The organism is Paenibacillus sp. MMO-177 (genome assembly GCF_037147795.1).
Lineage (GTDB): Bacteria > Bacillota > Bacilli > Paenibacillales > Paenibacillaceae > Pristimantibacillus.
On record NZ_JBBCUR010000002.1, the window covers coordinates 619,195 to 632,958 of the forward strand.

Below are 13,764 nucleotides of genomic sequence, written 5' to 3' on the forward strand. Positions count from 1 at the left end.
CAAGCCTCCTTCCTACGAGAAAGGTAATTGTACGATATCCCCGTCCGTATAACGGAATGAAACGCGCTGTACCGGATCTTTAATGAAACGCGTATAACGTCCGATTACAATCTTGATGCCGCCGTATACCGTATGGCTGACATCCACCTTGGCTTTATCGGTGTCCTCAAGCGTTTTCTCGATTTCCAGTATACGCTCTCTGATCCGATCGATCTCGGCCATTGTCTGGCGTCTCGTTGCGCTAAGTTTGATCCGCATGGCCATCTTCTGATCGTTTAGCTGATCCATCGCAGCTTGCTGATCAAGAATCGCTAATGCTTTCTCCGTTTTGTCGATCGCATCCATATGATTGCGGAGCGTTGAGCGCAGCTCCTGCAGCTCGGAACGGGACTCCGGCTGTACTCCCACTTCAATAACCGTCGCCGTTGACATCGTATTGCCGATCACCCGTGCCGACACTTGCTCAACCGCTTGTATGGAGCCGCCAACAATCAAGCCTTTCGAACCTTGGCAAATTACGTTGCGGCCAGCTCGAACATACGAATGCATGATGCTCTGAGACACTAGAACGTCCTCGCCGGCAATAACATTGCTGTCTTGGATGAAGGAGCTCTTTACGTTTTTTTGCGCTTTGACGTAGCCTTTGTTGCCCGCCATGATTCCGCCCGTGATTTCAATCGAACCCTCGGATTCCAGCTCGGCTCCTTCCACTCCGCCTATAACGCGGATATCGCCGGAGGCTTTTACCCGAAACCCGCTGAGAACATTGCCGCGAATAACTACCGTTCCTACAAAATCGATGTTGCCGACTCTATAATCAACGTCTCCGTTTACTTCGTATACCGGGAAAACGTTTACTTTCTCTTTGTCAGTAATCGTAATAAGACCGTCAATTAAGGCATACATGGCCGTCTGGTTTTCGTTTACGACAACGTTCTTGCCAACCTTAAACCTTGCCTGCTTGCCTTGCTTGGCGGGAATCTCTTCGCCCGTTACCATCATGCCGGGTGAACCGAAGAGAGCGTCGATCCGCTCTGCAATCAATTGACCGCGCTTTACGTTTTTTAGCCGGGAAACTTCTTTGAAATCCACCTTTCCGTCTTCCAGCTCTGCAGGACGCTGCATCTGCTCCTGCATATCATAAGCGAAACGGATAGATCCGTCCTTACCTGGCGAAGCCGGATTACCAACAGCAATTAATGTTTGCTCTTTGCAATACGCCAGCGTATTGCTGCAAATTTCATTTAACAGACTTGTTCGTATCCCATATACAACGCCCTTGCTGCGTACAAATCGTTCCATTTGACCGGGAGTACAGTCGAAATCTTCGGTGATCCGGTTAAAGGTCAGGAAGGCAGACAGCTTGTCAGCTGATATCTGGATACGCAAGTAAGATTCCAATAAATGGTCTTCCACCTTGCCTACTCCCTTCTAATGCTGCAGTAGTTGATCTTTATGCTTTGCTAACGCTCCGCGCAGCCGTAAAATAGCTTTCGAATGAAGCTGGGAAATTCTTGACGGGGATAATGACATGACTTCCGCAATCTCGCTTAACGATAATTCTTCATAATAAAAGAGCGAAATAACGGTTCGTTCCTTTTCCGTTAATTTCTCGATTCCGCTGATAAGAGAGTCTTTGAGGAAAAACTCATGCGCTTTATGGTCCGGGTTTTTGGCCCGTTCGTCTATAAGCAGCGACAGTCTTGTCTCCGATTCTTCTTCACGGATCGGATCTTCCAGCGAGCATACCGTCGTGATCGCAATTTCATGAAGCATCGTGGTGAATTCCTTCTCGCTGACGTTCAAGTATTCGCTGATCTCGGAATCGCTAACGGAACGCAGGTATTTTTGCTCCAGGCTTTGATAAGCTTCTTCGATGCGTTTCGCCTTCTCCCTTACCGAACGGGGTACCCAGTCACCCTGGCGAAGCCCGTCGATAATAGCCCCGCGAATTCTCCAGGATGCGTAGGTTTCAAACTGCAAGCCCCGGCAGTAGTCGAATTTCTCGATCGCATCGATAAGTCCCATGACTCCGTTGCTGGCGAGGTCATCTTTAAGCACATTTTTGGGCAATCCAATCGCCATACGGTTCGTTACATAATCGACCAAAGGCAAGAATTGCTCGATGAGACGCTTCTTGGCTTCAAGATCGCCTTCCTCTTTCCACGCTCGCCACAAATCCAAATTCGCAGTCGCAATCATGCCCCTCACCCTCCAGTCAGATGACGAATGGCCTTAGCCAATTCCTCAGGCTCTTTATTCTGTGTTGATACCAGCTTTGGCGGCGTTAACGGCTTAAACTGACTTTGTTCCTGTTGTTGCGCTTCCTGAGACTTATGACCGTCCAACTGTGATTTGAGCATTTGATTTAGGTCTTCGCTCTCATCGGGAGTTTGGAGATCCAGCTGCGTTCCTTTTCCTTCTTCTCCGACTGTCTCAGCTTGATGCATCACTGGCGGTTGAAGTATAAAGGCCAGTGCAAACCGCATTGCAAATGCAATCGCAGCAAAGGCGATGAAAGCATACATGCTGCGCATCAGCATGACAGACAGCGGGTTTTTACCAATCGAAAATAATAGGGTTAATCCCGCGCCAACAATCCCCAAGCCGACATTCCATCGCCAGTTTCCAACCATTTCAAATCTCCTTTATTCCAAACTGCACGCTTCTAATGGTCAATACACCGCTGCTGCTGTCAATTTCAATCGTGCGGCCGTAATTCCCGCCTGTATCCTGTCCCACCACGGGGATCGAATAGTTCGCGAGAATTTCCAAACAGGATTCTACATTCCGGGGTCCGATTCGCATCGAATCCGATTGGCCGGAGAAGGCAAACATTTGCGCTCCGCCGGCCATTTTAGCTGCTAGACGCCCGACAACGGCGCCTTCCGCTTTCATTTGCCCAATAAGCTCTGGAATTGCCGTATCCGCATATTTGGCAATATTCATGGTCGACTCTCTGGCAATATCCGAAGATGGCAGCATGACATGCGCCATGCCCGCAATTCGTGCAACTGGATCGTATAACGTCAGTCCGACACAAGAGCCTAGTCCTGTTGTCCTCAGATGTGCTCCGCCCGCAGCCCATTTTAAATCTGCCATGCCGACCTTGATCACATCTTGTTGGATCATTCGGTCAGTACTCCCAGGGATTGAAATATTTTAGTGAAGGAATCCGGGTCCGGAATAAGGAAGAAATGTCCCTCCAGCTCTTCTCTGTCTTCAAGAAACGTGGTTTCGATAAGCAGGGCCGAATCCCCCATCTCGCCGTATTGCATTAATCCGTAAGTCAGGATTGGACCTGCCATATCCCTGGCAACGGAAGGCACGGAAGGCGCCATGGACAAATGCGTGAAGTCGGCAAGGGAAGATAAATAGGATCCCGCCAAAATGTTGCCGATCTCGCAAAGGGCGGACATCTCCATCTCCGAGTAGCTGTCCGTCGAATCGCATTCCAGGGACAGAAGCTGTCCCAAAAGGCGTTTCGCGGCATCCTCCTGGATGATGAAAAACATATTGCCAGGCGCTTCCCCTTCTACGCGAAGATACACGGCAATGACAACCTGCTCCGAGCCGCCGACTCGGTCTGCCACTTCCTCGAAGGGCAGCAGGCTGACCTTCGGGACCGCCATGTCTACGGGCTTGTCCAGTAGACGGGATAATGCGGTTGCCGCATTACCCGCCCCGATATTGCCAACTTCCTTCAGAACATCCATTTCAAACGCTTTGAATCGGTTAAAGGCGTCCACACCTACACCTCTAACTGCTCAAGCTGAATGATCTCGTTTTTGTTCAGCACTTCGGACAGATTCAGCATAATAAGCAGCCGGTTATCTCCGAACTTCGCAATGCCTCTCAAATATTTCGCTTTAATGCCGCCGACAATCTCCGGCGGCGAATCGATGGTATCCGCGTCGATATCCACTACGTCATTGGCGGAATCAACGATAAAGCCAACTTCCATTTCGTTTACCGCAACGACAATGATCCGGCTGTTCTCCGTTGTTGCCGACTCTTCGAGGCCAAAGCGGCCGCGAAGATCGATAACAGGAACGACGATGCCGCGTAGATTAATTACTCCTTTAATGAAGGAAGGAGTTTTCGGAACGCGCGTAATTGGGGATAAACGCTCGATTGTACGGACTTTATCCACCTCAATGCCATATTCCTCATGTGCCAGCGAAAATACGATTACTTTTAATTCTTCTCCCATCGTTAAGCCCTCCCTATTTGATAAGTGCGTTAGGATCAATGATGAGCGCCACTTGGCCATCGCCAAGAATGGTCGCACCGGATATAGCCTCAATATTGGTCAAATATTTGCCTAGCGATTTCAATACAATCTCGCTTTGTCCAATAAACTCGTCAACGGTAATTGCCGCCCACTTATCCCCTTTTCGGATAACGACAATTTCGGTCTCCGACTCGCTTTGCTCGTTAAAGTCGGGCGAATCGAGCACCTTGCTTAAGGAAACGAGCGGAATAACCGCGTTGCGGAAATGAATCATCCGGTTGCCGTGAACGTTCAGAATCTGATCCTTCTGGATAATGCCGGTTTCCACGATAGACGTAAGCGGAATCGCATATTTCTCTGAACCTAGCTTAATAAGCATCGCCGAAATAATAGATAGAGTAAGAGGCAATTGAACGGCAAACTTCGTTCCGCGTCCAAGCGCGGAATCTACCGTTACATTGCCGCCAAGCGAAGTGATCTTCGAGCGCACTACATCAAGGCCAACGCCTCGGCCGGAAATATCGGAAATCTTATCGGCCGTGCTGAAGCCGGGAGCGAATATCAACATGTTGATATCCTCGTCAGACAGCTGCTTCGCCTGATCTTCGGTCACAACGCCGTTCTTGATCGCTGTTTTGAGAACCTTCTCGCGGTTAATGCCCCTGCCGTCTTCCTCAACCTCGATAAAGACATGGTTGCCGCTGTGATAAGCCCGCAAATTAATCGTACCCGTCTCCGGTTTGCCCGCTGCGATCCGTTCTTGGGTCGTTTCAATGCCATGGTCCACCGAGTTCCGGAGCAAATGAACGAGCGGGTCGCCAATCTCGTCAATGACTGTGCGATCAAGCTCGGTATCTGCGCCCGTAATGACCAGATCGATCTTCTTGTCGAGCGATTTGGCTAAATCGCGAATCATGCGCGGGAACCGGTTAAATACCGAATCTACCGGAACCATTCTCAGCTTCAATACGATATTCTGCAGATCGGAGCTGACGCGGGTCATATGCTCGACGGTCTCTGTCAGATCGTTGCGGCGGATCTCGCTGGAGAGCTGCTCCAGCCTTACCCGGTCAATCAACAGTTCGCTGAATAGATTCATCAAGGCATCCAGACGATCGATATCAACGCGAATCGTTCTGGATACGGCTGCAGGCGCAGAGGATGCTGCCGCCTGCGTGCGTGCTGCGCCAACCTGCTTGCCAGCCTCTTCCTTCGCGGCTTCCGTTTGCGGCGAGGCTTGCGCAGTTGCCGCAGCCGGAGCCTGCTCCTTGGCTGCCGCGTTATTCAGCATCGCGAGCAACTCAAGATCAAGCAGCGCCACGGATACTTTCTCGATCTCCGAGATTGCGGCAATTTGAGCTTCCAGTTCTTGCTGGGATAAGGTAGAGATCGTAAACACGGAGAAGGAGCGGTCGAATTTCTCCTGCTCCAAATCGGTTACGGAAGGCTCGGATTTTACGATGTCGCCGTTCTTGCCCAGCAGGTCAAACACCATATAGGCACGCACGCCTTTTAATACGCAATCTTCCCGGATATCCACTTCGATATAGTAGACGTTATGCCCGCTGTCGATCGATTGCTGGATAACCGAAGTCTGGAACTCATCCAGCATTCCGCCGGTTTGTTGTAAGGATACGGATGGAGCTGACGATGCGGCTGCAGCAGCTCCGGCTGTTTTGTAGTCCCCTTTGACGATGGATTGCAACGAAGCCACAATCGCGGTAACATCCGCTTTGCCCGTCCCCCCGCCAACGATATCCTGAACCATGGACTCAAGCGCATCAAGCCCCTTGAACAAGGTATCGAAAATAAATTCATCCATCTTGAGCTTGCTGTTCCGTACAAGATCTAGCACGTTTTCCATCTCATGCGTTAGTGAGGCAAGATCTTCATACCCCATCGTTGCGGACATCCCTTTAAGGGTGTGGGCAGAGCGGAAAATTGACTGGACGATCGTCAGATCCTCCGGTTCGCTCTCCAGGCGAAGCAAATTTTCGTTCAAAGCTTGCAGGTGATCATTGGACTCGTCGATAAACATCGATAAGTAGGCGTTCATATCCATTTTGTCGCACCTCCTGATAGGACTTTATATCATCTATTATCCTTTCAAAACCGCATGCTGCAGCTCGGCAGCAATCTGCTGCAGAGGCAGTACCGTCTTCACGCAGCCGGTCTCGATTGCGCTGCGCGGCATTCCATAAACGACGCAGGTCTGTTCGGATTCGGCAATCGCCGATTCCGCGCCGCTGTCGACGAGAGCCTTCATCCCTTTGGCTCCGTCGCTTCCCATTCCCGTCATGATAACGGCATGACGTTTCAGCTCGTCAAATGGGGTTAGTGATTCGAACAGGACATCCACCGAAGGACGATGACCGTTTCGCGGCGGCTTTTGGGTAAGCTGAACATAGTAGCCGCCCTGGTCCTTCGCCAGTTCCATATGATGCCCGCCCGGAGCGATGTAGACAACCCCGGCTTTCAACCGGTCACCTTGGGATGCCTCCACTACCTCAAGCTCGCTAAAGCTGTCAAGTCGCTGGGCAAGCGACTTCGTAAACTTGGGGGGCATATGCTGGACGACCAATACGGGCGCTGCCAACTGGGCCGGAAGCGATGTGATCACTTCATGCAGGGCGCGCGGACCGCCAGTGGAGGTTCCGATGGCAATTAGTTGGTCGAAGCTGCCCTCAGCCGGCTTCTGTCTGAACCTCTTTTGTTCTTTGTTCTCCTCAAGTGCCGCTGCGACTGGCGCCACCGGTATAATCGGGACTGCCTCCATAGATCTGCCGCTATCGGCCATTGGCTTCATTGGATTGCTCAAGCTTCCTGTTGGCTTGTCTTTCCTCTCAAACGCAGAAGCAGCTGCATCTCTTGCCTCTGCTTGCTGCTCCGGTCGCAGCAGCCCGCGTTTGCGGCTGTTTCCTTCTTCCACCGGTTTAACGGACCCTGTAAGCTTGGACTGGTTGGTCTTGTCCCGTTTAATGGGAGATTTCTTCTTATCGGGTTCCGTAACAGAGGCGGAATACCTTCTGGTCAGGACCGCAATTCTAAGCTTCTCCAGCAATAGCTCGCCAACCCGGACAATATCATTGGAGAAGGCGCCCATTGGCTTGCGGATAAAGTCAAATGCCCCTAGCTGCAATGCCTTAATGGTTTCTCTCGTGTTCTCCTCGCTGATGCCGGACAACATAATGACGGGTGTCGGCTGTTCGACCATGATGCGCTGCAAAGCATCCAATCCGTTAAGCTCGGGCATCTCGAGATCAAGGGTTACTGCATCGGGCTTCCACTTTTGTACGGCTTCAATGGCTTCAAGACCATTACAAGCGGTTGCCACAATCGTGAATTGGGGATCTTGAACGATCAAATCGCTAAATATCTTTCTCATGAAAGGCGAATCGTCCACGACAAGCACGCGATAAGGAGCCATCCTGTTCCCCCCTCTTATGTATGTATAACTACCGGTTAAACCTAAACATCTTATGTATAAAACCTCTTACCCCAGCTGCAGCGGTTTGCTCCGGAATGGACATCTCCAAGTATCGGCGTGCAATTTCGTCAACTCCTTTAGAAGCATCGCTTCCGGGGAAAGCAACAGTAAACGGCGTTTGACGCTTTACCGCTTTCGTCACATTCGGATCATCCAGGATGACGCCCAATGTCGGAAGTTCGGCTTGAAGGAATCTTCTTGCCACAAGATTAATTTTGTCCGCAGTCTGGATGCCTTCCTTGCGGTCTGTGGCGCGGTTAATAATCAACTTAAAAGCAGCGTTAATCCCCATCGACTTGACCATCTTTACCAGAGCGTATGCATCGGTAATCGCTGTTGGCTCCGGCGTTGTGACTACAAAGGTTTCTTCCGCCGCGGATATAAACTTGACCGTTTCCTTCGACAGTCCCGCTCCCGTATCAAAGAGAATAAAATCGTATTCCCCCTGAAGCTTGCCGATCTGATCCGAGAACCAGTCCAATTGCTCCGCGGTTAAGTCGAGAAGATCCTGAAACCCTGAACCGCCTGCTATAAAATGTACGCCTGACGGTCCAATCTGGATAATATCCCAGATAGTCTTATCCTGTTTCAACAGATGATAGAGGTGATAGGAAGAGCTTACCCCCATCAGGACATCGATATTGGCCATGCCGATATCCGCGTCAAACACGAGCACTTTTTTTCCTAGGCGCTGCAGCGAAATGGCAAAATTCAAGCTGAAGTTGGATTTGCCTACGCCGCCCTTCCCGCTCGTGATCGTCACGATGCGGGTAGGACGGGCAGGGTCTTGACCCATCCTCATTTTCACCATGTTGCGAAGTGCCTCTGCTTGATCATTCATCGGCAGGAGCCCCCAGCAGCGAATCAATATATCGCTCCGCGTTAAATGGGGCAATATCGTCCGGCACGGTCTGGCCGCTGGCAACAAACACAGGCTGCAATTCATTCTGCAGCGCCAGGTTTAGGATCGATCCGTATACGGAGGTTTCATCCAGCTTCGTGAACAGCACCTTGCGGACTCCGTATTTCACGAAATTGTCCGCCACCGCCATCATGTCTTTGGTTTTGCCCGTCAAGCTCAGCACCAGAACGGTCTCGCTCTGTTCACTGGACTGAAGGAGACTGTTCACTTCGGATACATGAAGCTCATTGCGGAAATTCCGCCCGGCTGTATCCATATAGATCAGATCACGGTCTTCCAGCTGTTTAAAGGCTTTAGGCAAGTCCATTGGCGAAAATACAACTTCCATGGGCACGTTCAGGATATTCGCATACGTCCGTAATTGATCAACCGCGGCGATTCGGTAAGTGTCCGATGTAATGAAACCAATCTGCCGCCCGAATTTAATCGATTGTCCCGCGGCCAGCTTTGCGATTGTTGTGGTCTTGCCTACACCTGTGGGACCAACAAAATGAACAATTCTTGCCGAATCGCTTATGGACTCGCGACTGTACGGATTCAGCCATTCCAACAGCAGCTCACGGGCAATTTGCCAGGTCTCCGCCCCGTTTGGCGTTTCCTTATGTTCCGCGAGCTTCTCGTTTACCGCATCGATTAACCGGTCAATCAGCTCCGGCTCCACCTCCTGCTGGACGAGCCGACCATACAAGGATTGAATCGCAAGCGGCCGGGCATTTTCCGGATTATGCATCGACAGCTGCTTCAAAGACTGCTTGATAAACCGGATCTCTTCTAACAGATCATCGTTAATCCGGTTTATCGTCTGTGACGGAGGCGAACCCGGCATAACGGGCGGGGGCGGCTGAACAGCCGTCACAGGCGCGGGAGCCGGAGGTTCGAGAACCGCCGTAGACGCAGCTGCTTGTCTTTTTGACTCTTGAATCGCATGAACGACACGCTGTACCTCTGCAGCCGCTTTTTTCGGCTGGGTTGCTGGGGCAGGTGCGGCTGCCCCCGACTCGATCGCAGCTATAACTTCCATCTTTTTCTTCCGGAACATCCCCATAAATCCGCCAATCCGGACTTCCTTTGTATTCAGAATGACGGCATCTTTGCCAAGCTCGCTCCTAATCATAGGCAAGGCTTCCGGCAAGGCATTCACCACATAACGCTTTACTCTCATAAATTCACCACCCCTACGCTTTGAACTTCAATGTTAGGCTCAAGCTCGCTGTACGACAGTACCGGTACATCCTGCATGGTCCGCTCGACGATTTGTCTCAGGTACATGCGAATGGTAGGCGAAGTCAATACCACGGGATGCTGGCCGGATTGAATTTGGCGCGACACTTGCTCATTGAGCTTCTGATAGATTTGCTGCGTTGCAACAGGATCAAGCGCAATATAACTTCCCTGGTCGGTTTGCTGAACCGACTCCGCGATTTTCTTCTCAAGGGCCGGACCTACCGTGATTACCTTCAGCATATTGCCCGTTGAAGTAAACTGCTGCGTAATCTGCCTCGACAAGGCTTGACGGGCATATTCCGTAAGAATATCCGGGTCCTTCGTATAATGGGCTTGGTCCGCCAGCGATTCGAAGATCGTAACCAGATCCCGAATCGAAACCTTTTCCCGCAGAAGCTTAGCCAACACCTTTTGCAAATCGCCAATCGATAATATAGAAGGAATAAGTTCTTCGATCAATGCCGGGTACGACTCTTTCACGTTTTCTACGAGAGCCTTGGTCTCTTGGCGGCCAATCAGCTCATGCGCATGACGCTTAATAATTTCGGTCAAATGCGTCGCCACAACGGAAGGCGGATCTACAACGGTGTATCCGGAGATTTCCGCTCTCTCCTTCATCTGTTCGTCAATCCAGAGCGCCGGAAGTCCAAACGCCGGTTCCGTGGTCTCGATACCGATAACAGACTCGTCTTCAAAGCCGGGGCTCATCGCAAGGTAGTGGTTAAGCAGCAATTCGCCGCGCGCAACGATATTCCCCTTAATCTTGATGACATACTCGTTAGGCTTTAGCTGGATGTTATCGCGTATCCGAATGACCGGCACCACAAGTCCAAGCTCCAGCGCGCATTGCCTGCGGATCATTATAATCCGGTCAAGCAAGTCTCCTCCCTGCTGCGTGTCCGCCAGCGGAATAAGGCCATAGCCAAATTCGAATTCGATCGGATCCACCTGCAGCAAGCTGATAACACTTTCGGGACTGCGCACCTCTTCGATTTGCTGTTCCTCCTCCATCAGCTCTTCCTGCTGCATTTTCTTGTTGATGGATTGCTGCATCTTCCAGGCACCGAACAGGAGCAATGCCGCGAAAGGAAGCGTGCGTAAAATGCCAATTGGAGTGAATAAGCCGAGCAATGCGAGAGTTCCGGCTACGATATAGAGCAGCTTCGGATATTTAAGGAGCTGCGTTGTTACGTCCTGCGCGAAGTTTCCGTCCGATGCGGCACGGGTTACGATCAAGCCCGCTGCCGTGGAGATAAGCAAGGCCGGAATCTGGCTGACCAGGCCGTCGCCAATCGTAAGAATCGAGTAGGTTTGCAAAGCATCGCTAAAGCTGTCCCCATGAATGGCCATACCGATAATGAACCCGCCAATGAGGTTAATAAGCAAGATAATAATAGAAGCTATGGCATCGCCTTTGACGAATTTGCTTGCACCGTCCATGGAGCCGTAAAAGTCCGCTTCTCTTTCGATTTTCGAGCGGCGCTCACGCGCCTGCTGTTCATTAATCAGTCCCGCATTCAGGTCGGCATCAATACTCATTTGCTTGCCGGGCATCGCGTCGAGCGTAAATCTGGCTGCAACCTCCGCCACCCGTTCCGAACCTTTCGTAATAACGATGAACTGGACAACGACCAGGATGAGGAAAACGACGAAGCCGATCGCGATTTCCCCGCCGCCTACCCAGGATCCAAACGTCTGTACAACCTTACCCGCATGGCCATGCGACAAGATATTGCGTGTTGTCGAGACGTTAAGCGCAAGCCGGAATAAGGTCGTGACAAGCAGAATCGCAGGGAAGATAGAGAAATCGAGAGCTTCCTTCGTATTCATCGCAATCAGCAGAATCATGAGCGCGATCGAAATGTTCAGGATAAGCAATATATCTAGCAGCAGTGTCGGTATAGGGATGACCATCATGAGTACGATGCCGATAATCCCAGCTAAGATAGCAATATCTTTCACTTTCATGATGTTGTCTCCTCCCTCTCAATTATGATGAACGAACTCGGCCTTTCATTTTATAGACAGCCGCCAATACTTCCGCCACAGCTTGGAACAAATCGGCAGGTATTGAATCACCGATATCGGCCCGTTCGTATAACGCTCTGGCAAGCGGCTTGTTTTCCATCATGACAACGCCGTGTTCCTTGGCAACCTCCCGAATGCGGAGCGCCACGTGATCCATCCCTTTTGCAATAATGAGCGGAGCTTCCATTTTGGAAGCATCGTACTGCAATGCAATGGCAAAGTGGGTTGGGTTCGTAATAACTACGTCGGCTTTTGGTACCTCCTGCATCATCCGCTGCATCGCCATCCGGCGCTGCCTTTCGCGGATTTTGCCTTTGATAAGAGGATCGCCCTCCGACTTTTTGTATTCGTCTTTGATGTCCTGCTTGGACATCCTCAAACTCTTTGCATGCTCGTAACGCTGGTACATATAATCGGCGAAAGCCAGTACGACAAGAACAGCTCCTGTCTCCAGACCAAGCTTGACCGTCAATCCGGCAGTAAAGGCGAAGATCTGCTGGACGGATAAACTCGACAGCATAAGAATCTTGTCCCAATCGCCCCAAATCGCCCGATAGACCAGAATGCCGATGATTAAGAGCTTTAATATGCTCTTTAGAAATTCAACTACCGTTCGCATAGAGAATATCTGCTTAAAACCGTTAATCGGATTCAGCTTGGTGAATTTGGGCTTAAGCGATTCGCCCGTAAGCAGAAATCCGAACTGCATAACGTTTCCCAAAATCGCTACGATCACCACGATGGAGAAAATCGGCGCCAGGAACATCAGCATATCGACCGCAAGCTTGCCAAACAACGGCATGATGTTAGCCGTTGTGACATCCATCGTCAGCCAGTTATCAAACAGCTCCTGGAATACGCCCATAATCCTCGTCTTATAGTAGCTTCCTAATGCCGCAAAGGTAGCAAAGGTAAAGAGCAAAATCATGGAGCTTGGCAAATCGTTGGATTTGGCGATCTGCCCTTTCTTGCGGGCCTCCTGCGTTTTCTTGGGCGTCGCTTTTTCCGTTTTTTCCTGACTAAACAGCTGCAAGTCTAGCTCTAGGTAGTAAGATCTCAACGTTGCAGCCTCCTTATTTGTTAGCGGTTTGTTGCACAATGCCAAACAATTGCTCCAGGTTGTCAAACATGATGGCAAACAGTCGCTCGAATATCGCGGATATGCCGGGAAGCACCAGGATCAATAACCCGAGTCCAAGCAGCAGCTTAAGCGGAATCCCGATAACAAACACGTTGTACTGAGGAGCTGTCTTTGCCAGAAAGCCAAGGCCTACGTCCGTCAGGAACATCGCAATGACAAGCGGGGCTGCAACCTGCATCGCCAGCAGGAATGCGTTACCTACCGCCCTGGACAGGAAATCGGTTATGCTGCCATCGTAAATCCTGCTGAATAATTCATTCGACAATGGCATCCATTTGTAGCTGTCCATCAATCCGGTTAACAGATAATGATGTCCGTTAACGGCCAGAAACACCATAATAAGAAGCATGTACTTGAAGTTGCCCAGCAGCGGGGCCGAGACACCCGTCATTGGATCAATAACGTTGGACATGGCGAATCCGATCTGCATATCCATCAGTGCGCCGGCTGTTTGCACAACCGTCATAAAGAGATAAACGATGTATCCCATCAGGAGCCCGATCAGAACTTCCCGAAATATGTACAAAATATACTCTGCGTCCATCGGTACCGTCTTCTCTTTCAACCCATAGGTCATAAAGACAATAAGCGAAAGAAAAAAGCCAAGTCCAATCTTGAAGGTGCTTGGTACTCCACGCATGTTAAACAGTGGAGCTACGACGAAAAACGATGTCATTCGACAAAAAATAAGTAAAAAAATAGGGAAGTACTCCACGATCTGATCCATG

The 13,764-nt window shown here is 50.6% G+C and carries 13 protein-coding genes; all 13 read right to left on the reverse strand.

Features of this window, described 5'->3' with window-relative positions; all coding sequences use genetic code 11:
* Positions 1-12: 12 nt before the first annotated feature.
* The 13 genes from WFK81_RS08505 to fliR are packed head-to-tail and all read right to left on the reverse strand — an operon-like array spanning position 13 to position 13,763.
* Positions 13-1,416 carry a DUF342 domain-containing protein gene (locus tag WFK81_RS08505; RefSeq protein WP_336786003.1) on the reverse strand — a complete coding sequence of 468 codons (1,404 nt, stop codon included), beginning with the start codon at positions 1,414-1,416 and terminating at the stop codon, positions 13-15.
* A gap of 15 nt (positions 1,417-1,431) precedes the next feature.
* Positions 1,432-2,202 (reverse strand): FliA/WhiG family RNA polymerase sigma factor, encoded by a 771-nt coding sequence (locus tag WFK81_RS08510; RefSeq protein WP_336786004.1) that lies wholly within the window; start codon positions 2,200-2,202, stop codon positions 1,432-1,434.
* Between the two features lie 5 nt (positions 2,203-2,207).
* Positions 2,208-2,636 (reverse strand): hypothetical protein, encoded by a 429-nt coding sequence (locus tag WFK81_RS08515; RefSeq protein WP_336786005.1) that lies wholly within the window; start codon positions 2,634-2,636, stop codon positions 2,208-2,210.
* A 1-nt stretch (position 2,637) separates the two neighbouring features.
* Positions 2,638-3,132, reverse strand: coding sequence for a chemotaxis protein CheD (locus WFK81_RS08520; RefSeq protein ID WP_336786006.1), 495 nt, complete (start codon positions 3,130-3,132; stop codon positions 2,638-2,640).
* Positions 3,129-3,716: a chemotaxis protein CheC gene (locus tag WFK81_RS08525; RefSeq protein ID WP_336786451.1), complete on the reverse strand. Its 588-nt coding sequence runs from the start codon at positions 3,714-3,716 to the stop codon at positions 3,129-3,131. Before WFK81_RS08525 ends, WFK81_RS08520 begins: the two co-directional genes overlap by 4 nt.
* Before the next feature lie 35 nt (positions 3,717-3,751).
* The gene (locus WFK81_RS08530; RefSeq protein WP_336786007.1) at positions 3,752-4,213 is read right to left on the reverse strand and encodes a chemotaxis protein CheW; all 462 of its coding nucleotides are present in this window, start codon (positions 4,211-4,213) and stop codon (positions 3,752-3,754) included.
* Between the two features lie 13 nt (positions 4,214-4,226).
* Positions 4,227-6,296, reverse strand: coding sequence for a chemotaxis protein CheA (locus tag WFK81_RS08535; RefSeq protein ID WP_336786008.1), 2,070 nt, complete (start codon positions 6,294-6,296; stop codon positions 4,227-4,229).
* Between the two features lie 36 nt (positions 6,297-6,332).
* On the reverse strand, positions 6,333-7,661 hold the full coding sequence (locus WFK81_RS08540; protein WP_336786009.1) for a protein-glutamate methylesterase/protein-glutamine glutaminase: 1,329 nt from the start codon (positions 7,659-7,661) through the stop codon (positions 6,333-6,335).
* A 28-nt stretch (positions 7,662-7,689) separates the two neighbouring features.
* Positions 7,690-8,562 (reverse strand): MinD/ParA family protein, encoded by an 873-nt coding sequence (locus tag WFK81_RS08545; RefSeq protein WP_336786010.1) that lies wholly within the window; start codon positions 8,560-8,562, stop codon positions 7,690-7,692.
* Entirely contained in the window at positions 8,555-9,805 is a 1,251-nt protein-coding gene (gene flhF / locus WFK81_RS08550) for a flagellar biosynthesis protein FlhF (protein ID WP_336786011.1), read from the reverse strand. The genes WFK81_RS08545 and flhF overlap by 8 nt, the downstream gene beginning before the upstream one ends.
* Positions 9,802-11,835: a flagellar biosynthesis protein FlhA gene (gene flhA, locus WFK81_RS08555; RefSeq protein ID WP_336786012.1), complete on the reverse strand. Its 2,034-nt coding sequence runs from the start codon at positions 11,833-11,835 to the stop codon at positions 9,802-9,804. Before flhA ends, flhF begins: the two co-directional genes overlap by 4 nt.
* Positions 11,836-11,857: 22 nt before the next feature.
* Positions 11,858-12,955 (reverse strand): flagellar biosynthesis protein FlhB, encoded by a 1,098-nt coding sequence (gene flhB, locus WFK81_RS08560; protein WP_336786013.1) that lies wholly within the window; start codon positions 12,953-12,955, stop codon positions 11,858-11,860.
* Between the two features lie 13 nt (positions 12,956-12,968).
* A complete protein-coding gene (gene fliR, locus WFK81_RS08565) occupies positions 12,969-13,763 on the reverse strand; it encodes a flagellar biosynthetic protein FliR (protein ID WP_336786014.1) in 795 nt (264 codons plus the stop codon).
* Position 13,764: the final 1 nt, after the last annotated feature.